Source organism: Caldithrix abyssi DSM 13497, from assembly GCF_001886815.1.
GTDB classification, from domain to species: Bacteria; Calditrichota; Calditrichia; order Calditrichales; family Calditrichaceae; genus Caldithrix; species Caldithrix abyssi.
In genome coordinates, this window is record NZ_CP018099.1 from 4,088,249 (window position 1) to 4,110,207 (window position 21,959).

Annotated in this window: 20 protein-coding genes; all 20 read right to left on the reverse strand. The window is 42.4% G+C overall.

Annotation, left to right across the window (positions count from 1 at the left end):
* Nucleotides 1-38: 38 nt before the first annotated feature.
* A complete protein-coding gene (locus tag Cabys_RS16015) occupies nt 39-863 on the reverse strand; it encodes a sulfotransferase family 2 domain-containing protein (RefSeq protein ID WP_225868900.1) in 825 nt (274 codons plus the stop codon).
* Nucleotides 864-888: 25 nt separating this feature from the next.
* Nucleotides 889-3,045, reverse strand: coding sequence for a bi-domain-containing oxidoreductase (locus Cabys_RS16020; RefSeq protein ID WP_006927198.1), 2,157 nt, complete (start codon nt 3,043-3,045; stop codon nt 889-891).
* A gap of 84 nt (nt 3,046-3,129) precedes the next feature.
* Nucleotides 3,130-4,263: a Gfo/Idh/MocA family protein gene (locus tag Cabys_RS16025; protein ID WP_006927199.1), complete on the reverse strand. Its 1,134-nt coding sequence runs from the start codon at nt 4,261-4,263 to the stop codon at nt 3,130-3,132.
* 11 nt (nt 4,264-4,274) lie between these two features.
* Nucleotides 4,275-5,444 (reverse strand): glycosyltransferase family 4 protein, encoded by a 1,170-nt coding sequence (locus Cabys_RS16030; RefSeq protein WP_006927200.1) that lies wholly within the window; start codon nt 5,442-5,444, stop codon nt 4,275-4,277.
* 26 nt (nt 5,445-5,470) lie between these two features.
* Nucleotides 5,471-6,961 carry a murein biosynthesis integral membrane protein MurJ gene (gene murJ, locus Cabys_RS16035; protein ID WP_006927201.1) on the reverse strand — a complete coding sequence of 497 codons (1,491 nt, stop codon included), beginning with the start codon at nt 6,959-6,961 and terminating at the stop codon, nt 5,471-5,473.
* Nucleotides 6,958-8,256 carry an O-antigen ligase family protein gene (locus tag Cabys_RS16040; RefSeq protein ID WP_006927202.1) on the reverse strand — a complete coding sequence of 433 codons (1,299 nt, stop codon included), beginning with the start codon at nt 8,254-8,256 and terminating at the stop codon, nt 6,958-6,960. The genes murJ and Cabys_RS16040 overlap by 4 nt, the downstream gene beginning before the upstream one ends.
* Nucleotides 8,256-9,371: a GumC family protein gene (locus Cabys_RS16045; RefSeq protein ID WP_006927203.1), complete on the reverse strand. Its 1,116-nt coding sequence runs from the start codon at nt 9,369-9,371 to the stop codon at nt 8,256-8,258. The genes Cabys_RS16040 and Cabys_RS16045 overlap by 1 nt, the downstream gene beginning before the upstream one ends.
* A 70-nt stretch (nt 9,372-9,441) precedes the next feature.
* A complete protein-coding gene (locus Cabys_RS16050; RefSeq protein ID WP_006927204.1) occupies nt 9,442-10,728 on the reverse strand; it encodes a polysaccharide biosynthesis/export family protein in 1,287 nt (428 codons plus the stop codon).
* On the reverse strand, nt 10,725-11,822 hold the full coding sequence (gene wecB, locus Cabys_RS16055; RefSeq protein WP_006927205.1) for a non-hydrolyzing UDP-N-acetylglucosamine 2-epimerase: 1,098 nt from the start codon (nt 11,820-11,822) through the stop codon (nt 10,725-10,727). Before wecB ends, Cabys_RS16050 begins: the two co-directional genes overlap by 4 nt.
* Nucleotides 11,819-12,613, reverse strand: coding sequence for a ribonuclease III (gene rnc / locus Cabys_RS16060; RefSeq protein WP_006927206.1), 795 nt, complete (start codon nt 12,611-12,613; stop codon nt 11,819-11,821). The genes wecB and rnc overlap by 4 nt, the downstream gene beginning before the upstream one ends.
* A gap of 30 nt (nt 12,614-12,643) precedes the next feature.
* The gene (fabF, locus tag Cabys_RS16065; protein ID WP_006927207.1) at nt 12,644-13,888 is read right to left on the reverse strand and encodes a beta-ketoacyl-ACP synthase II; all 1,245 of its coding nucleotides are present in this window, start codon (nt 13,886-13,888) and stop codon (nt 12,644-12,646) included.
* A gap of 243 nt (nt 13,889-14,131) precedes the next feature.
* Nucleotides 14,132-14,374: an acyl carrier protein gene (locus Cabys_RS16070; protein ID WP_006927208.1), complete on the reverse strand. Its 243-nt coding sequence runs from the start codon at nt 14,372-14,374 to the stop codon at nt 14,132-14,134.
* Nucleotides 14,375-14,438: 64 nt separating this feature from the next.
* Nucleotides 14,439-15,176 carry a 3-oxoacyl-[acyl-carrier-protein] reductase gene (fabG, locus tag Cabys_RS16075; protein ID WP_006927209.1) on the reverse strand — a complete coding sequence of 246 codons (738 nt, stop codon included), beginning with the start codon at nt 15,174-15,176 and terminating at the stop codon, nt 14,439-14,441.
* Nucleotides 15,173-16,099, reverse strand: coding sequence for an ACP S-malonyltransferase (gene fabD, locus Cabys_RS16080; protein ID WP_006927210.1), 927 nt, complete (start codon nt 16,097-16,099; stop codon nt 15,173-15,175). Before fabD ends, fabG begins: the two co-directional genes overlap by 4 nt.
* A 20-nt stretch (nt 16,100-16,119) precedes the next feature.
* Nucleotides 16,120-17,136 (reverse strand): beta-ketoacyl-ACP synthase III, encoded by a 1,017-nt coding sequence (locus Cabys_RS16085; protein WP_006927211.1) that lies wholly within the window; start codon nt 17,134-17,136, stop codon nt 16,120-16,122.
* Nucleotides 17,129-18,142, reverse strand: coding sequence for a phosphate acyltransferase PlsX (gene plsX, locus Cabys_RS16090; RefSeq protein ID WP_006927212.1), 1,014 nt, complete (start codon nt 18,140-18,142; stop codon nt 17,129-17,131). Before plsX ends, Cabys_RS16085 begins: the two co-directional genes overlap by 8 nt.
* Before the next feature lie 24 nt (nt 18,143-18,166).
* The gene (rpmF, locus tag Cabys_RS16095) at nt 18,167-18,355 is read right to left on the reverse strand and encodes a 50S ribosomal protein L32 (RefSeq protein WP_006927213.1); all 189 of its coding nucleotides are present in this window, start codon (nt 18,353-18,355) and stop codon (nt 18,167-18,169) included.
* Between the two features lie 9 nt (nt 18,356-18,364).
* On the reverse strand, nt 18,365-18,856 hold the full coding sequence (locus Cabys_RS16100; protein ID WP_006927214.1) for a YceD family protein: 492 nt from the start codon (nt 18,854-18,856) through the stop codon (nt 18,365-18,367).
* A 372-nt stretch (nt 18,857-19,228) separates the two neighbouring features.
* Nucleotides 19,229-20,434, reverse strand: a complete 1,206-nt coding sequence (locus Cabys_RS16105; RefSeq protein ID WP_006927215.1) for an acetate/propionate family kinase — start codon at nt 20,432-20,434, stop codon at nt 19,229-19,231.
* A 154-nt stretch (nt 20,435-20,588) separates the two neighbouring features.
* On the reverse strand, nt 20,589-21,809 hold the full coding sequence (locus tag Cabys_RS20335) for a DUF559 domain-containing protein (RefSeq protein WP_006927216.1): 1,221 nt from the start codon (nt 21,807-21,809) through the stop codon (nt 20,589-20,591).
* Nucleotides 21,810-21,959: the final 150 nt, after the last annotated feature.

Below are 21,959 nucleotides of genomic sequence, written 5' to 3' on the forward strand. Positions count from 1 at the left end.
TTTAATAGAAAATTTAGCATGAAATATTTAATTTTGCATCAGCTTAATTGCTGTTTTTGAGCTTGGTACCCATACTTATGGTGTAACCATTTTTCCACAGGCCGATACATTCCGTGTCTGAGAATACCGTGAAATAGCAGCTTCATTTTATTAAAACGGAAAAATGGCTGTTCCTGTTTGAATTTCAAGAGGTCGCTCTCTAAGTTAGGGCCATAGTTCTTTCGGTATTGCGGGAAAAGCGTTTTTTTTACAAATTCATAAATTTGCAAATCGTTCTGATTCATTTTTTTTATTTGTTCCAGGGTTTCTTTCGAAATTTGCTGGTTGCTTTTTTGTCTGTTCACATTTTGAATCTCATAATGCATGTTGTAACCGTTCAGGCGCAGGAAATATTTTAACAATAATAAGGATTCGTCAAATTGTTCCACCAGGCCTACAAACTTAAATTTCTCCTTCAAATATTGAATGGCCAGACCGGCATCATCTTTTCCGCAAATCCTTTTGGTCATAAAATTATTGAAATGTCCGTCTTGAATAAAAGATTGAATATCCCAATCAATGTGCATAATCTGTTTATGATAAAAATATTGTGAAATAAAACGTTCTACCGGGTGGCGTAAAAATGTAAAATAGACGATGTCTTTACCAACGGCTTGTTCGTAATTTAAGTAAACGCGCGTGGTATGTCCGCCAAAACCATGAAAGTAGGGGAATAATTTGAAAAATATTTTCGCTTCCTGAGTTGAAAAAACGTTTTCCGGGTCATTGGCCCGAAGGACCCAGGGAGATAATGTAATGTATCGGAACGTATTGTTCTTGAAAATTGAATGCAAGGTAATCCCTGCGGCTTTCTCTATGTGCACAAAGCAGAACAAGGGGCCTTCTTCCTTAATTTGAATCCAACTCTTTCCAATAAGCAGAAAGCGACATCGCTTTTTGTTCAATTTTCGCCTGTTCGACAAGCAAAGTGGCCAGATGCACTTCAAACAGCTCTTCTGCAGGGATGAGCGGTTGGCCTGATTTTTCCACACTCTCCAGGAATCTCTTTATCTCCTGAAAATGGCCTTTATCCTGCTTTAAGCCCGTCTCTTTAACCGGCGAGCCGTAGCTGACCAAACTTTTAAAATTGTCAATCTGAAACACGCGTTGCGAACTGAACACTTCCACGCGTTCCTTGGGAAAGCGCGCATGCCCATTGGCCAGGTAATGGATGCAAGCCTGCGAGCCATCTTCAAAACTTAATAAAATCATGGTCTTGTCTTCGTCGGTTTCTGAATGACCATGGGTGGAAAGCGCCTGCACCGTTTTAATGGACGCCCCAACAAAAAAACGCGCCAGATCAATAAAATGGCAGCCTTCGCCAATAATGCGGCCGCCGCCCATCACAGGGTCATGCACCCAGTGTTCCTGTGGAATGTATCCGGCATTGACGGTAATGATGATCGAAATCGGATTCCCGCGTTCCTCAAGCGCTCTTTTCAACTTTTGACTAAAAGGCGAAAAACGACGATTAAAACCGACCATTAAATGTTGCTCCGGATATTGTTTTGCGGCCTGGTACACCTCTTTTAATTGCTCCAGGGTTACAGCCAGCGGCTTTTCTACAAACACGTGCTTGTTGTTCTGTAAGGCCTGGATCACCAGTCTGGCATGAGAATCGTGCCGCGTGCTGATGAACACCGTATTAATTTCCGGATCCTGCAAAACAAGATTATGGTCTGAGGTTGCTTTGGGGATGCCGAATTTTTTAGCGGCCACGCTGGCGCTTAGACCATCAGAAGAAGCAACCATTTGAAGGGGCGCGCCCAGTTTTTTTAAATGGGGCAACAACATGGATTTAGCAAAATTTCCCACGCCAATAAAGCCGATGCTCAGTTTATCGACTTTTTGTTTGGCTTTATCGGGCAATGGCTGAAAATGTACCATGGAATCTCTTTTAACCTGTCCCTGGTACTCTAAAATTATGCCAATCGGATTTTCCTTTTCAATGGTTTCGTAGGCTTTAACGGCCTGTTCAAAGGGAAAGCGATGGGTGATTAATCGGTCAACGTGAATCTTCTTTTGCTCCAGTAAAAACAAAAAAGCTTCCATATTGCGTTTAGCTGTCCAGCGCACATAGGGCAAGGGGTAATCGTTCCCGCCTTCATACTGTGGATCGTAGCGTCCCGGACCGTAAGCGCTGCTCACCTGAAAGGTAAGTTCTTTTTCATAGAATAAATTACGCGGCACGGTAATGGGAATAACGCCAATCAACACAATTCTTCCGCGTTTGCGTGACATCAATGCGCACTGACTGAGAACGTCTTCCGAAGCTGTTGAAGCGGTAATAATCACGGCATCGGCGCCGAGACCATTTGTCTTTCCCAGAACGTACTCAATATTTTCCGGGATTGATTTAGATTGAGCAGCCTCAATTCCAAATGTTTTGGCAAATTCAACCTTTTCTTTGATAACATCAAAAGCCAGCACGTGGCAGCCATTGGCCTGCAAAATTTGAGCCGTAAGCTGCCCCAACAGCCCCAGACCTACCACAACCACCGTTTCGCCAATGGTCGGATTGGCCAGCCGCACACCCTCCAGACAAATGGAACCGGCCACCGTAAAAGAAGCGGCTTCATCGCTCACCGAATCGGGAATAGCCGCCGCTAATGTCCATGGAACACGAACCATTTCGGCATGTGGCCCGTTGGAAACCACGCGTTGACCAATTTCAAATTGATCCACTAATTGACCTTTATCAACAATAACGCCCACATTGGAATAGCCAAGATGCGTGGGTTCATTTAATTTATTCCACACAGCTTGCGCCGTACTGATTAATCCCTCGGTTTTAATTTTGTCCAGCACCTGTTTCACACGATCGGGTTGCTGTTTGGCTTTGGCCAGGTAAGAAGCCTTTCCGAAATCGAGCATCATCTTTTCTGTGCCCACAGAAATCAGACTTCTGCGCGATTCAATCACCAGACTTTGAGGGGGCGCCTTTGGCGCAGGCGCATCAATCAATTCTAATTCACCGGTTCTAAAATATTGGATCAGTTGTTTCATTTTTCTCACCTTTTTTTTCTGATTTTAATTCAAATATAATCAACATTGGGATTATTAATCATTTATTATTTTTATATTCGAGACTTATTGGTTGATAATCAGTCGTTCGTTTTTCTCCAGCGCCTCCTTGGTTTTTAAAAACACCCAGGCGCTGTTTAAGATATGCCTGGAATTTTTTTTAAAATCGTAATCCTCGTTTTTAAATACACTTAAATAGGCGTTAATCACATTACTTCGGTGTCCCTGATCGCGATAAAACTGCGAATGTTTAACCTTTTTTTCCTTTATATCCACTACTAAAGATTGAAAGTCGTTTAATGACAGAATACAATCGCCTTTTTGCGCGTTGAATTTTTCTCTAACGCCTTCAAACGAGTCGCCTTTTTCTGAAAACGTAATGGCGCCAATGCTGCCTTCGCCAAATTTAAACGTTACGGCAATATCAATATCCGCTTTATTCCCGCGCGTTGGATTTATCTCTATCGGATAAATTTGCTCCTCGGGGATTAGGTAGAGTAAAAAGTCCGTCCAGTGGCACAAATTGCCCAGAACTCTTCCGCCTTCTTCCGGCCTCAAATACCAGTGATCTTCCTCCAATTTATGACCGACGACAAACCAGTTGTAAATCCCTGTTCCCGGTTGTTCGTTTAAGTATTTAAAAACAAGCTGTCCCAAATGACTCGAGGGCCTGTTAAAGCCCAAAAAAACCTTCGCTTTTTCTTTTTTAATTTGTTCCATTAATCGTTCAAGTTGAATTTCACTAACCACATGCGGTTTTTCAATATAAACATGTTTTCCTTTTTCCAGCGCTTTTATGGCATATTCCGCATGGCTGGCGTGATCAGAAGCAATATACAACATTTCTATTTGATCATTATTCAGAACTTCTTCAAAATCATCCGTAAAAAAAGGGACTTTATAATACTGAGCCAGTGAAGCCGCCCTATTAAGGTTAATATCCATCGCGGCGCCTATCACGTTTCCGAATCGATTTCTCAGGTAATAAGCCAGCGTGGTAAAAGCAAAGTTACCGCAACCGATAAGCGCTACTTTTTGTTTCGGGCTAAATTTCGTGGAACGTTCTGGTAAAGTCGCGTAAGTTCTTTTTAAATGAAGTTGGCCCTGCACTTTAATCCAGGTTCTTTTAACACCATATAATCTTAAATATCTGGCAATCTTCTTTATTTTAATGATCGTTTTTTGCTTCAGGTAATCCATCCTGTTCATCCTCATCTTGCTAATCTGGCGAACATTTCAAACGTTTTTTCTACAATACGCCCATCATTCAAATAGTTCAACGCAACGTTCATCGCCCCTTCACAAAGCTTTTGATGTTCGCTGGTGTTCATTTTTACGCAATAATTCAACACTTCTGCAAATCTTTGTCTATCTTCCAATTCGATTGCCCAGCCGGCCTGATATTTATCCAGCTCCAACCAGGGTGTCCGATCGCTAATGATTACAGGGGTTCCAGAAAGAAATGCTTCTAAAATAATATGTCCAAAATTCTCATCTTTGCTTGGGAAAAAGAGAAAATCATATTGCTGCAATACGGTTGCTACCTGATCATGACTAACCGGTCCGTGATAATTTATCAGAATGTTATTCGGAAGTTCTTTTTTTAAACGCATACACAAATCAAAATATGTCCGGTCTTCTTTAGGCCCGTAAATATCGAACGTCACCTGCCCCCGCACCTTTTTCAACAACGTTAAAGCCCCGGATAAATTTTTTATGGGCGCAATTCTGCTTATAAAAACAAGGCGCACCTTACCGCTTTCTTTTGAAGATTTTCGTGGTTTTACATCAAAATCAAGCTTGGGCGGGAGGTTGGGAATAATCTCTATTCGGTTACTATTCACACTCAATATTTTACGTAATTGCTCTTTTTCGTGTTTGCTGGAAACCTGCCAGTTTAAATTGGAATAGAGATTTAATAGACGCGCCACACCTAAAAATATTTTTTTTTTACTTTTATTTAGTTGTAACGCTCGCGGCGCCATTTCTCCTCTGGGCGCCAGAATAGAAGGCATACGCGGTATCCTTCGCATCTTTTCTAGCAACAGGGGATAAATCGTCAAATATGGATAAAAAAAACTATTGTAATAGCGGACATCATGATTCGTATTTTTTATTAAATGGCCAATTTTAGGCAAAGTCATATTTTTATCGGAAAGATAGAAAACATCAACTCCATAAACACGGTTCCAGCGATCACTGGTAATTCCTGAATAGGCCTTTTTTTCTCCCAGGTCATGATCGGGCGTTATGATCTTGAAGTTTATCCTATTTGATAGATGCGATATCAGATTTCGTAAACTCTGGATCGGACCTCCGGCCTTATATCCCGGTAAAAAATAGGGTGTTAAAATTAAAACGGTAATTTTAGGGTTTTTCATTTTAATTGCTATTTTCTTTTTATGCCTTACCAATTAAATACTTTTTTCCTCAACAAGAAATAAATATAAAAACTTAAAAATATTAAAGAAAATAAAATATCTTCTAAAACGCCATTTTTTGCTCCCCAGAATATTTTAACATTAATCGCAATCAGAACGTAGAATATGCTTGCCACATAAAAAATTTTATTTTGCCCTAAAATATTACTCCGGGGAAAGAGTTTGAAATTCAAATACAAAGCCAAATAGATAGTCGTTACTATGGCATAAATCGAATAGGCAATGGGAAACGCATACACTTCGAGTTTTGGTATTAAAATAGATAAAAAGATCAGATAAAACGCCATGCCGATTAAATTGGCTTTTACGATTTCCCAAATTTGTTGCATCGAATAAAATACTCTCAATAAAAACATATAGTAAAAAAGTCCGATAAACGAAACTGCGTACCACAAGGCATACTCAGAGATTAAAAGTAGGTTCTTACTATCGACATGTAAGAAAAAATAGGTCATTTTAGTGACAAAATGAGCATTATAGACAAAAAAGATAAAAAATAAGATTAAAATTGCGGTTATTATCTGCATGACACTTTGAATGGTTGCTTTAATTTTATCATATTGCTTTTGAGAAAAATATTTGGTCATCCTTGGCAAAAGCACCGTACTCAACGGTAAAATTAAAACAATCAAAAAAAGATGAGACAGGCGAAAGGCCAGATTCAATTCGCTTATTGTGCCGGCTACAAACCTGGAAGCAAAATTTTTCTCTACAAGCAATACCATATTGGATATGGTTATGATTAAAAGAGACGGCACTGCCAGTTTGGCCGTTTTTTTCAGGTAAGCGACAACGGCACTAAATGCTGGCTTCCATTTCATCATCCTGTAGGTAAAAAGAAAATGAGATCCAAACCAGAAGAACGCCCCGAGCGATATCCCCAGCCCTGCAGATAGCACATGGTATCGAGGGCTGAATATTAGTAATGAGCCAATAAATGTTACATTGTAGATTAAAAGTCCGAAAGAAACTATTCGAAAATCCTCTAAAGATTGAAGAATGCCGGCCAGAATGGCTGCCAGACCCAAAAATATAATTCCAGGTGAAAAATATCTTAAAAGATTGCTAACTATTTTCAATTGATTAACGGTGTAACCCGGAGCTAAAACTTTCGCAATTAAATCTGGTATAAAGAATAACAACATACTAAAAATCAAGCTGAGTATTCCGACAAAGATAAACAGCGAACTGATAAAATCACTAAAACGCTTTTTCCCTTCTATGGCTAACACTTCGCTCGCCACAGGAATAAACGCGCCCGCTAACAGTCCTGAAATGAGAATATTGACCAGCATTTCCGGTATGATATTGGCGACAAAAAAGGCATCGGCATATTCGGTGAGACCAAAGCTATAAACGACTAAATAATGTTTTAAAAAACCGGATATCTTCCCTAAAATGGTGCCTATCGTAACATACCCAATTGACTTGAAGAGCGTAGGGATATTTTTTTTCATACCGTTTTCGGTTTATTTTCAACTAGTGATATATATTTTATACTTAACAACAACCCACTAAAGCTCCAAAATAAAAATGCAACACCATTCCCGGGAGCCAACAGGGCGCTTTCGAACAGGTTCTGGATCAGAAAGCCAAAGAATAATCCTTTATAAAGAACGGTTAAAATCTTTAAATCACCTGAAACGATTTTATTTAATTCTTTCTGTTGTTTATAAAGCATTCCTATAATCGGCAAAAACAACGCAACGCCAATAATCCCAGTTTCACACAACAATTCTATAAACATATTGCCAAAATGTTTACCCACAATCAATAAATTGAAGCCCTTTTGCAATAACGTAAAGAGCTTTGAAGTTATAATTAATGTTGTGCCGTAACCCTGTCCAAAAAAAATATCCTCTTTCCATTTTAAGATTGCCAGTTCGAACAATTGCTCACGATAAGAAAGCGGATTGCTGGCCAACCTTAACAAATCCAACAATATGGGAAACATAAACAGGATGCCAATTGCCATTGCACCAAGAACGATTCCCGTATAAAACAGTTTCCTGTAATAATAATAAGTAAAGATTATGATGATAACAAAGGCGGCTAACATGCTCGAACGCGAAACCGTTAAGATGAAATTTATCAGGACTAATAAAAACATTAGAACGCTCAAAACCTTTTCGAATCCTGAGCCGGTTTTAAATTTATAAAGAATAAATATTACAGAGGCCACCGAATACATCCCGAGTGTGTTGGCATTTTCGGTTATTCCTGCATAGCGAATATAAATCCCTATTCTGAAAAAGACAGATGGCACAAGAATGGTTAAGGCAATATTTAAAACTAAAACGACTGCAAAAAAATAGAACAGATAGTTAAATAATTTTAGAATTTGCTCCTTTTTTCTGAAATAATTAGGTAAAATAAAAAACCACAGCACAAATGATACCAACAAAATCAACGTTCGCGATATACTTACAACAATATTGATGGAAAGCAATGAATTAATAAACAGATAAAAAATAAATATTCCTAATGGCCAGAATATTTTGCTGGTAATAACATCTTTATCTTTTATCCTTAAGCCTATGGTGATTAAATGGACGGCAACAAAGGCCAACAACACGCCCCATTTAATTACAGTAAAAGCCTCTGCAAACGGAAATTTAGTTTGCGCAAAAAAAAATGAAATTACCAAAAAAAGATAAAATAATTCGATTCTCTCGAGTAAATAAACAACATGAAAGACGATAAAGTGTTTTAAAATATCTAAGCGCGTCTTTTTCAATGCCGGAAGTATCATTACGTGAAATACCTGTTATAGATATATTCTTTCCAATACACATAATAAACGCTTAAGGTGGAACTAAGAATCATGGCAATTAACACAATAAGCCATCTTTTAGGAATATGCTTTTTTTCCGGCCGGACGGCATAATCCAATATTTGCAGGGTTGGTATGGTTTTGGCTTCCTGAATTTTTGCCTGTTCGTACTGAGGTCCTAAAAATTCAAGCACCTTTTCATAATATTCTATCTGCTTTTTAAGCCAGATAAATTGGATGGAAAGCTCGGGGACTTTACTCAATGGCGGAACCAGCCGATCTTGCGAAACAGAATCGTAAAAGAATTTTTTATATTGCTCTTTGATAGCCGCCAATTCGGTACTTAGCTTTCGCAAAATGCTATTATTTTTGCTCAATTGCTTTTTAGCAATTTCCAACTCTATTTGCTTTTGCAGCATTTCGGCCTGCAATTCTCCGATATTTTGCAAACCAATGATTACCTGATTTTCAATATCCAGAACACCGTTTTTTTCCATAAAGTTTTTGAGCTGTTCCTGCAATATCAAGAGACTATCGATGGCAACCTGCAAGCGCGAACGGATAAATTCTCTATTGTTTTTTGCTTCCTGAATGCTCAAACTAATATTGGCGCTATCCAGACACTGGACAATATAATTTGTCATCTGAGCAACTCGATCCTGATTTTTATCAAGAAATGATATTTTTATCTGCATCTCATCGCCAACTTCGACTTCCATATTGTCATCAAACTCCCTGAGCGCCTCCTCCATATTCTCACAACCGTATTCCTTGATCAAATTATATTTTTTGATGACTTTTTCACGCAAACTACGGCTCTTAAGAATGGCAAGATATCGGTTGATGTCTGATGAAGCGCCGCCTAAAAATCCTGAAGCAAGCCCGCCAAGATCGCCAAGCATACTTAAGGCGCCAAGGCCGCCGCTATTGTTAACGGTCGGAAGAATCGTCGTAGAGGCTTTATACCATTTGGGAACAATAAAAGAAATAATCACCGCCAGTAAAACCACGGTGAAATTGAATATGAAAAGATTTTTATAATATTTTTTGATGGATATTAAAAATTTATACCAAATAGATTCTTCTTTCTTCATCGTTTACATCTCTCTAACTTTTTAAAATTAATTTGTCCACGCCATTCATTGTAAACCTGTTTGTCGTGTTTTATTTCTTTGATATTGTAAGATATAAACTATAAGTAGAGATAATAATACTAACCATTGGCGTAAGAATACTGAGATAATCACGGATGGATTCACGCGTCTTGCGCGGAACGACCACAATGTCGCCTTTATTGACAATAACATTACCGCCCTTTAAGACCTTTCCGCTCTTAGCTCTTATTACAAGGATACTGCTGCCAGTTTTGGATTTTTCCAAAATACCCGACATGCCGATGTAGTCATTAGCTGTTAAATTGACCTGGTATGGATAGGCGCCGGGATTCAGCACTTCGCCCTGCACATACACTTTATCAACGATATCCGGAACAATGAGCGCATCGCCCTTTTTCAAAATAAATTTATCTTCTTTATTGTACTCATCAAAAAGATCAACAGAAATTTCTTCGCCGGCTCTTTTAACGATTATGTGCTCTAATTCTACCTGATTGTCTAAAATGGCAATTCTTTCCAGAAATTCGATTAAGGTTTCGTTATTAATGATACGATAAATTTTCCTTTTATACTTCGTTTGAAAGAGAAACTGTTCGGTATTCATTGTTTCATTTATTTCTTCTTTATTCCATTCAACAATTACGTGGGGGCTGTTTAAATCAATGGCAGGAACATAAATCACATCGCCGCCGTCAACCGTTGGGTTATTATCTTTATCACCAAAGGCATAAAATCTCAAAATATCCAGGGTATCTACTCTACCATTCCTGTGATGAATCTGGATATTGGTTTCATCGGCCCAATCTTTCAGACCTCCGCCGACTTCAATAATATCGCTCACACGGTCTGTGGCCTGGGCAAAATAAGTTCCGGGATTTGCGACCTCGCCCACTAAATAAACACGAAATTTGCGCATGGATATTAAGTCGATATGAATGGTCGAAGCGTGGTAATTTGTGTTAATAAAGTCTTTTAGCTTTTCTTTCGCTTCTTTTAGAGACAATTTTCCAATATTAAGCGTTCCAATGGTAGGAATTACAACCACGCCTTCCGGCGATACGGTTACAAGAAAATCAATTTCGATTTCACCAAAAACATGGATGCCCAGTTGATCTCCAGGACCAACCATATACAGGCTATCTTCGATTTCGGCCTCCAGCACCTGAGGAGAAATCGTGCGTGTTATCGAACGCTGTTTGTAAAATTTTTCCAGCGATGTTTGATATTTAGGATTTTCGCGATCTAAAAGGATGTTTTCTTGAAGGGTTGGAATATCCTGAGCAAAACCGGATGAAAGGATCCAGATAATAAAAAAAATACTCAAAACGGTTTTCAACTTAACTCCTCATTGATTATTTTCACAATCCTCTCAGCCGCATGGCCGTCCCATAATTCAGGAATTTGCCCTTTTTTTGCATTACCGTCAAGTATTTTTTCCGCCTCTAAAACAATGCGCTGTGTATCGGTGCCCACCAGAACATTGGTGCCAATTTCAACCGTGATGGGACGTTCGGTGTTTTCACGCATGGTGATGCAGGGGATTCCAAGAAACGTGGTTTCTTCCTGGATGCCGCCAGAATCGGTTAAAACAAGCTTTGCGTTATGCAATAGCTTCATAAAATCCAGATAACCGAGCGGATCCAACAATCGCAAGTTGGACATCTTTTCCACTTTTTCCCTCAGCCCAAATTGATCGATCATTTTTTGCGAACGGGGATGAATGGGAAAGATCAGCGGCAGGCGTTGCTCAATTTGCGCAAAGGCATTCAATAGTTTTTCGAAATTCTGTTTATTGTCCACGTTGCTCGGACGATGCAGAGTGATCACGCCGTATTCGCCGGGCGTTAAGTTCAGTTCATCCAGAATGGCAGATTGATCGGCTTTGGGCTTAAAGTAAATCAATGAATCGATCATTACATGGCCGACAAAATGCACCTTATGATCGGCAATGCCTTCGCGCTTTAAATTTTCCAGACCGCTTTTTTCCGTAACAAATAAAAGGTCGGAAAGCACATCCGTCACCAGGCGATTGATCTCCTCGGGCATGGTGCGGTCGAACGAGCGCAAGCCCGCCTCCACATGAGCGATTTTAGTATTCATTTTAGCGGCGACCAGGCTGCAGGCAGCGGTGGAATTGACATCGCCCACAACCAGCACAAGGTCCGGCTTCTCCTCATTGAGGATTTTTTCGAAGTGCGTCATGATTTTCGCCGTCTGTTCCGCATGGGTTCCGGAACCCACGCCCAGGTAAATATCGGGCTCCGGCAGTTGCAGATCATTAAAGAAAAATTTAGACATCCGTTTGTCGTAATGTTGACCGGTGTGAACAAGAACGGGTTTGATATTTGAATATTTTGACATCTCACGCTGGATGGGAGCTATTTTCATAAAATTGGGTCTGGCGCCGACCACGTTAATTACTTTAATCAAGACATATCCCTTTGTTTTTGAGTTTTTGTTCTGGCAGAATTATTACGATTGTTTCCTAATTTTTTTAGCGCATTGCGCGCGGCCAGTTGTTCGGCCTTCTTTTTGCTGGAGCCGACTCCTTTGGCCAGCCAGCGATTATTGACGTTTACTCGCACCACAAATTGTTTATTATGATCCGGGCCGCTCTCATGTACAATTTGATAGACGGGATTGCCCCACCCCTTACTCTGCGCTTTTTCCAGCAATTCAGATTTGTAATTATGATAACGTTTGACTTTCAATAAATCTTCACGTTTTCTGAGGATGAAATGGTTTACAAAATTGCGCGCCGCCGTCAGGCCGCCATCCAGGTAAATGGCGCCCAGAACCGATTCGAACAAATTGGCAAGATTGTTAAGCCGTTTCCGGCCTCCGGTTTTTTCTTCGCCTTTATCCAGAAGCAAATATTCACCCAGGCCAATTTCTTCGGTAATCTGAGCCAACACCTGTCTGGAAACAAGCACAGAACGCTTTTTAGAGAGCTCGCCCTCATTTTTATTCGGAAAATTATGAAACAAATGCTCGGCAATGATCAAATCCAGAACAGCGTCGCCTAAAAACTCCAACCGTTCGTTAGATTCAAGGGCGCTCTCATGAGTCATATTGAGATATGAACGGTGCTTAAATGCTTTTAACAGTAGGATTTTATCTTTAAATTGATAATCTATTTTCCGTTCAATTTCCGTCACAGGAATAGGAAGTTCGTCATCTTTTGCTCGAACTACAAATCGCTTCAGCAGTCTTTTTATCATTTTCTACTCTTCATTTTTTTGGCTGCTCATTTACTCCATAAATTTTTTTACACAAAGGGTAACATTGTGCCCGCCAAAACCAAAAGAATTGCTCAGGGCCGCATTGACCTCTTTTTCGATGGGTGTATTGGGCACGTAATTTAAATCGCATGCCGGGTCCGGAAATTCATAATTTACGGTAGGATGCACTTTGTTTTGCTGAACCGTCAGGCTGGTGGCAATAAGCTCTAACACGCCCGAAGCGCCCAGCAAATGGCCGGTCATCGACTTGGTAGAGCTAACGACCAGTTCGTAGGCATAATCACCGAATACCGATTTAATGGCCTCGGTTTCGTTTTTATCGTTAAAATAGGTCGATGTGCCGTGGGCATTGATGTACTGCACATCGGTTGGTTGCAGGTTTGCGTCTTTTAAGGCCGCCTTCATGGCGCGGATGGCGCCTTCGCCGCCCGGAGCGGGTTGCGTAATATGAAAGGCATCGGCCGTAAATCCCACGCCCACAAGTTCGGCATAAATTTTAGCCCCGCGCGCTCTGGCATGTTCCAATTCTTCCAGAATAAGAATGCCGCCGCCTTCGCCCATTACAAAGCCGTCTCTTTTAGCGTCAAAGGGCCGACTGGCTTTCTGCGGATCTTCATTGCGCGTGGATATGGCTTTCATGGCATTAAAACCGGCAATACCGCTGGGGACAATGGCCGCTTCGGCGCCGCCGCAAATCATCACTTCGGCGTCGCCATACTGAATGGTACGCATGGCCGTTCCAATGCTGTGCGCGGCCGTTGCGCAAGCCGATACGGTGGCAAAATTCGGACCTTTTAAACCGTATTTAATAGAGATATGGCCGGCTGCAATGTCGATAATCAGGTTCGGAATAAAAAATGGGCTAACCCGGCGTGGACCGCGTGTGACCAGCTTAGTATGTTCATCTTCAAAAGAGAGCATGCCGCCAATACCCGAGCCCACAATCACTCCAATTCGATCCCGATCTTCTTTGTCGAGTTCCATTCCCGAGTCGTTCAGCGCTTCTTCCGCGGCCAATATGGCAAACTGACTGAAGCGATCTAACCGGCGCAGTTCTTTACGATCAAAATGTTCCAGCGGATCATAATTTTTTACTTCGCATGCAAATTTGGTTTCATAGTCCGATGTGTCAAAAAGTGTAATGGGCGCCGCGCCGTTCTTTCCGCTTAACAGGGCTTCCCACGTTTCTTTTACATTATTGCCTACCGGAGATATGACACCCATTCCGGTAATTACCACCCGTCTTTTCCCCATAAATATTAACCCTTTTGTGAATCTTACTTAACATAAAGTTCTGCAAAATGCACATAATATGTCATTTCGAATCCCGATTTATCAGGTGAAAAATCTTCTAATTTCAACAAAAAGAAAATATTTATCGTCTCCCGCCAGGGCGGGATATTCGAAATAACCTTAAAATTTACATTTAGCAGAACTCTAACTTAACAGAAAAAGGAGGTTCAATTATTTACTGTTTGAACCTCCCTTAGTGTTCGCTTATTCTTTTTCGGCTAATTTTTGTTTCAAATGCTCAATGGCGTCGCCAACCGTACGCATCTTTTCGGCTTCATCTTCCGGAATGGAAATTCCGAATTTGTCTTCAAAAGCCATCACCAGTTCCACCGTATCCAGGCTGTCTGCGCCCAGATCGTCAATAAAAGATGCTTCGGGGGTAACCTGAGATTCATCTACGCCTAATTGCTCAACGATAATTTCCTTGACGGTTGCTTCGATATCCATCTCTCTTCTCCTTGTTGGTTATACGTTACATGAAGTTACATAATCTATTTTTTAAATTGATTGTTTACATAACCAGACCGCCGCTCACAATGAGCGTGGTTCCCGTGACGTACGATGCGGCATCGCTGGCTAAAAAGGCCACCACATTGGCCACGTCTTCCGGGGTGCCGGCCCGCTTTAACGGAATCTGTTTCAGATACTCTTCTTTTACATTTTCTGGCAATTTTTCAGTCATTTCCGTGGCAATGTAACCGGGAGCAACGGCATTTACCGTAATATTACGCGCGCCCAGCTCACGGGCAAAAGCTTTGGTTAAGGCGATTACTCCCGCTTTGGACGAAGCGTAATTGGCCTGCCCGGCCGTACCCAGTATGCCGCTAACCGAGGCGATGTTAATTATTCTGCCGCTACGTTTTTTCATCATCACTTTGGCCGCCGCCTGCGAGCACAAAAACGTTCCCTTCAAATTGATGTTCAATACAGAATCCCACTCGGCTTCGCTCATGCGAATAGCCAGGTTGTCGCGCGTAATGCCGGCATTGTTAACCAGCACGTCCACCTGCCCAAAGGCCTCAACGGTTTGCTTAATCAGGTTTCCCGCGTCTTCGGCTTTAGAAACATCCGCCACCACCGCCAGCGATTTTACGCCGAGCTTTTCAATTTCCTGGGCGGTTTCTTTTGCCGCGTCTTTTAGAATATCCGAAATCACCACATGGTAACCCTCGCGCGCCAATTTAAGGGCAATGGCTTTCCCGATTCCACGAGCAGAGCCGGTTACGATTGCTACTTTTCCTTCGTTCATCCTTCTTCCCCCACTCTATTTACGTTTTCAACAGTCCCGATGGGTTGACAGGGAACCTGTCGATTAATTCGTTTTAATAGTCCACACAAAACTTTGCCGGGCCCGATTTCGTAAAACGCGGCAAAACCATCGGCAATCATATTTTCCATGCTCTTTTGCCACAAAACCGGGCTGGTTAGTTGTTTAAACAGTAAATGACGGATCTCATCTCTGGCCGTAACAGGCCCGCCCGTCACATTAGAATAAACCGGCACGCGGGCGTCTTTGAATTCTGTTTTTTCCAGCGCTTCCTGTAAGCCGGCGCGTGCATCGTCCATTAGCGGGCTGTGAAAGGCTCCGGATACTACTAATTCCAGCGCCTTTTTAGCGCCCATCTCTCTGGCCACGTCCAACGCCTGGCGAATGACCTCAACCTGGCCGGAAATAGCGATCTGTCCCGGTGAATTAAAATTGGCCGGTTGAATAATGCCTTTGTCCGAAAGTTTTTCGCACAACTCATAAACCTGCTCTGCGGAAAGGCCAATTAAAGCGGCCATGGTACCGGGGTTTTTATTACCCGATTCATGCATTAACTGGCCGCGTTTTTGCACCAGACGCAAACCGTCCTCAAAGGTCAGACTGCCGGCGGCCACCAGCGCGCTGTACTCGCCCAGACTGTGTCCGGCCACACCATCGGGCTTCAGCCCCTTTTCTTCAAGCAGGGTGTTCACAGCCATGCTGTGGACAAAAATAGCCGGTTGCGTAATATACGTCTGTTTAAGTTCTTCTTCCGGTCCTTCGAAGCAAACTTTTTTCAGATCAAAATTTAAAATTTCATTAGCCTGATCAAAAATCCTGCGGGCAGACTCAAAGTGTTCGTAAAGGTCTTTGCCCATTCCCACAAACTGCGATGCCTGTCCCGGAAAGATGAATGCTTTTTTCATGAATCTATCTCCATCACTATCTATTCAGAGATCGGCTTTTCAGGTTTTGGAATTCCCCAGCGCAATAGAGTAGAAGCCCAGGTAAAACCGCCGCCAAAAGTTGCAAATACGACCAGGTCGCCCACATCGAGTTTTCCTTGCAGGTAAGCTTCCGAGAGCGCCAGAGGAATGGTCGCTGCGGTTGTATTTCCATATTTATCAATATTAATCATTACCTTGTCATAATCGATGCCCAACCGTTTAACAGCGGCGTCAATAATCCGCAGATTGGCCTGATGAGGAATAAAGAGGGTAAGGTCTTTGCCGGTAAAGCCGTTTTTTTCCAGAATATGGACTGAAACTTCGGCCATTTTTGTGACGGCAAATTTAAAAACCGTTTTGCCGTCCTGATAGATGTAGTGCCAGTCATTCACCACCGTTTCCAGTGAAGCCGGGAACAGGCTGCCGCCAGCCTTCATTTTAAGGTAATCTGCGCCGCTGCCATCGGAAAAGAGCATAAAATCGATGATGCCTTTGTCTTCATCTTCGGTTGGCTCCAGCAAAACCGCCGCGGCTGCGTCGCCAAACAACACGCACGTATTCCGATCGCGGTAGTTGGTAATGGCGCTCATCTTATCGCCGCCCACCACCACAATCTTTTTGTGCGTGCCAGCCATAATATACTGGGCGCCGACAGACAATGCATAAATAAAACCCGAACAGGCGGCGGCCACATCAAACGACCAGGCGTTTTTGGCGCCGACCTTTTCCTGAACCAGATTGCCGGTACTGGGAAAGAACATATCCGGCGTCACGGTGGCAACTACAATTCCTTCAATTTCCAGAGGGTCAATGCCCCTGTTTTCACATAATTTTTTTACCGCTTCGGCAGCCATATCCGAGGTTGCCTTTCCGGGCTCCAGGATGCGCCGCTCACGGATGCCGGTACGCGATCGAATCCATTCATCGGAAGTATCCACCATTTTTTCCAGATCAAAATTGGTAAGCACCTTTTCCGGCACGTAATGCGCTACTGCACTAATGTAAGCCTTAGGCATTGTTCAACTCCTTTTCCCTCAACTTTTCTGCAATTCGTTTATTAACCTGATGACTACTCATTTCATGCGCTACACGCAAAGCGTTTTTAATGGCCCTTGCCGTTGAGTTTCCATGGCAAATTATCGAAATTCCATCCACACCTAACAGGGGCACGCCGCCGTATTCCTGATAATCATAACTGCGCTTGAGCTCGCTAAAGGCCGGTTTAACTAAAAGCGCCCCCAAATTGGTAAATAGATTGGCTCCGATATTCCGCTTAATCGCTTTGACAATTACGCCCATCACACTCTCGGCCATCTTAAGTAGCGCATTCCCTACAAAGCCATCGCACACAATGATATCGGTTTTTCCTTTTAAAATATCTCGTCCCTCAACGTTTCCGTAAAAATTTGGTAAATTTTCTTTAAACAATTGGTGCGCCGCCAGGGTTAAGGCGTTTCCCTTTTTTTCTTCCTCGCCAATACTCAGCAAACCGATTTTCAAATCTTTTTGCTGAAATACTTCGCCGACAAAAATACTTGCCATTAAAGCAAATTGCAAGAGGTGAATCGGTTTAGAATCAACATTTGCTCCCACGTCAATCAAAAAGACCATCCCCTTTTCGCTGGGCAAAAACGACCCTATGGCCGGGCGCTTAACTCCGGGGATTCGTTTTAGAGTCAACAATGAGCCTGCCATTTGCGCACCAGTATGCCCGGCGCTGACAAAGGCATCGGCCTGGCCGCTGGCATGCAATTTGAGCCCCACGACCATTGAAGCGTTTGTCTTCTTTTTGAATGCTTCGGTAGGGGATTCATTCATGCCGATATTGTCTGGCGCGTGAACAATGCTAAATCGCTTATGGTATTTCTCAGGAATGTGCTTCAGACGTTCTTTAATTAAATCCTGATCACCCACCAGAACAATATGGTCGTCTTTGGGAGCTTCTTTCAAATATAAATAAGCCCCATCAACCGTTGCTCGGGGCCCAAGATCACCCCCCATAACATCCAGGGCGATGCGCATTACGAATTCCTTCGCAAAAGACGATTAAACCGATTTGGGAATATAGACGTTTTTACCCCGGTAATATCCGCAACTTGGGCAGGCACGATGGGGCAGCTTTTTTTCGCCGCAATGATCACAGGTAACCAAAGAATTAGCGCGTAAACTTGCCATCCATTGAGCTCTGCGTTTATCTCTCAAATTACGTGATACTTTCCGTTTTGGATTTGCCATTTTCCTCTCCTATTTTAATAACTTTCTCAGTTCATCCCAACGTGGATCGATCGGTCGTTCTCCACAGCGGCACTCTTCATGATTCAAATGCGCGCCACAATTCGGGCAAATTCCTTTACACTCTTCCTTACACAACATTTTTAGCGGATGGTTCAATAACATCATCTCAGAGATCACAGGATTAATATCGATCTCAATGGCATCCGCCGCAATGCGAATAATCTCTTCGTCTAACAATTCACCTGCGCCCTGGTGATACTGTTGTTCGATCCTGGCCGTGAAGCGCACATCGAACTCATCCAGGCAACGATCGCAGGTATAATGCGCTCTGGTCAATAATTCGATGCGCACGCGAACATCTTTCTTGATCTTTTCCGCATGCACATGCACCGTGGCCTGATTCGGATAATACTCCCGAATCAAAGGCGAAATAAATTCCAGACTTATCTCGTCATCCATCTCAATTGGATGAACATCAATGTCCTGTATGTTTATTTTCATCAGAATTTCCGAATTTATCAAATCTCAATGAGGATTTCAACCCTCATAACTTTTCGTCTCTTTTAATGCCAACTACATCAAAAGTTCCCGTCTTTTTGCGAAATAGCCAAATGTACATTAAGATGTATCATAAGGCAAATTTTATTACCGCCGCCGGAAATTGAAAAGCGGGGGAGGAAGAGTGTATTAACGGACCGCCCTCGCCATTACGTTTTTCACTTTGTTCCCACTTTAAGATAAAAAAGAATCCGGCGCGCCCGTATTTTTACGCGGCGGCCGGAATAATCATCTTCTCCCGTTTGCCGAAAGATGAAAAAACACTATCTTTCGTTTTTTTTGCTCAACTTATTAACAGCTTTTTATTTACTCAACCTATTTCTTTAACTGACTTACGATTTGCATCGTATCCATGGCAATCACCAGCTCTTCATTGGTGGGAATCACCAGCACTTTTACGCCGGATTCAGCGGCGGAGATATCGCGCTCGCCTTTACTCTTTTCTTCATTTTTATGGTGATCTAATTTAATACCCAGAAACTCCAATTCCGACAGGGCATTTTTGCGCACCAGACTGGAATTTTCTCCAATACCACCGGTAAAAACAATAGCATCCACACCGCCCATAGCCGCGGCATAGGCGCCGATGTATTTTTTCAGGCGATAGGTAAAAATATCATGCGCCAGTTTGGCCCGGGCGTTGGTCTCATATTCTTCTTCAATTTCGCGCATGTCGCTGCTTAAACCGCTAACTCCGATCAATCCGCTGTGTTTGTTTAACAGGGTTGTGGCGTCGTTGGGCGTTAATTCTTCTTTGTGCATGATCTGCAAAATGATTGCCGGGTCCAGATCGCCGGAGCGCGTGCCCATCATCAATCCTTCCAGCGGGGTAAAGCCCATGCTGGTATCGATGGATTTGCCATACTTAATTGCCGCCGCCGAAGCGCCGTTGCCCAGATGGCAGGTAATGATGCGCAGCTCTTCTTTGGGCCTGCCCAGCATTTTTGCCGCCCGATCAGAAACAAAGCGATGCGACGTGCCATGAAAGCCATAGCGCCGGATGCCATGCTTTTTGTAAAGGGCATAGGGCAATCCGTACAAATAAGCATGTTTGGGCATGGTTTGATGGAAGGCGGTATCGAACACGCCCACCTGCGGAACGCCTGGCAGCAACTGCATGGCGGCGTTAATGCCCTTTAAATTGGGGGGATTGTGTAGAGGCGCGTAATCAATGCATCGGCGCATCTCGGCCATCACCTCTTCGGTAATCAAAACCGAGCCGCTAAACACTTCGCCGCCGTGCACCACGCGGTGACCAACCGCGTCGATTTCACTTTTATCTTTAATAACACCATGATTTTTACTGAGTAAAATACCCAGCACATATTCAATGGCCATTTTATGATCCAGAATTTCTCCTGATAGGCGAACCTCTTTTTCCCCTTCTTTACGGTGTGTCAAAATAGCGCCGGACATTCCGATGCGCTCTACCACGCCCCTGGCCAGCGAGCGCTGCTCTTCCGGATCGATCACCTGATATTTAACCGACGAGCTTCCCGCGTTTATTACTAAAACGATCATTTTAAATACCTCTTTTTTAAAATCTTGAATATTCCTTTTTTACTCGCAATAAATAAAATTAGTCAATTTTTATTAGTTAATTATTTAAACTACATCCTGTTACACAGATCACTATCCCTTAACGACATAAAAGATAATAAATCTTTTCTATCGCTTAATTAAACGGATAATTCAAATTATCGTTCTTCGATAAAGTTGTTAAATACCGCATATCGCAATTGTGTACTGTACACACTTCGGTTAAATAAGAACTTACACTTTCCACTTCGATATCATAAACATCTTCAGAAACTCTTTCCTGAATAATTCTCAATATTTTTTTAGGCCTTTGTTCAAGACCAGAAAATATGAATTCACCTAAACGTAACTCACCTGCATAACGCCACTGTTTATTTGGATCATCGTTCAACACCCGTTGCTTAGTTTTGTAATGGATGATTGCCAGCACTCCTTTTAAATTAGTACGAAGATCGACCGTATTAAACCTTAGCACATCAAGGCCTGTTGCCGTTAAATATTCATCGCGGTAACGGTCATATTCTTGCGCTTCAGGGGTATAATGTTGCTTGCCGTCTACTTCTACGACTAAACCGCAATCCCGACAATAGAAATCAGTAATGTAAGGCCCAATAGGATGTTGACGTCTGAATTTAACTCCCAATCGTTTGTTTTTTAGATAATACCATAGTTTCTTTTCGGGTGGCGTCATCTCTTTTCGCAATTTTCGCGCTCTTTCAAAATGGTGTATTGGCACTCCACTCCAGCTTCCTGAAGGAGATAGCTGCTTTACTCTACGTTCAGTGAGCACAAGGTGATCCTCGGTTAGCCATAAAGTTGTATTATCTTCGCTCACGATTCCAATCATAATGCCTACATATTGCCGTTTAAAAGTTTTAACTACGCGATGCGGTTTGGCGTCATGACCATATACATACTCGCCCGGCTGAATATTTTCAATGAACTTTGTTTGAAAGTTTATTGAATAATCTCCATTTTTTATCTTGCTGCGTGCGAAATTAACAGCTCCCCTTAATCTCCCTGCTTGCGGAGCCATCTCCCCCTTAATTCCCCCGTTTGCAGGGTAATTCTCCTCTTTAATCCCACCGCTTGTGGGATTGTTCATCCCCTTAATCCCCCCGCTTGCGGAGTTAATTCCCCCCTTAATCCTCCCGTTTGCAGGGTTAATTCCCCCCTTAATCCTCCCACTTGCGGGGCTATCTCCCCCATTAATCCTCCCGTTTGCGGGGTTATTTTCCCCCTTAATCCCCCCGCTTGCGGGGGGGGGAATTAAAAGGGGGGTGCCTTTGCGTAGACAAAAGGAATCGAGAGAAAACCCCTCAAAAACACTTTCGCCTTTAATAATACTCTCCGACATGCTTTATCATTCAATCATCAAAAACTGATTTTTATGTCATTTATGACATTCATATTAATTTACAATCAGCGATATTCATGAATAAAGCAAAGGTTAAAGAATTTAATTTAAATTTCCTTATATTTCACAGCGTTTTTTAACATTTAATAA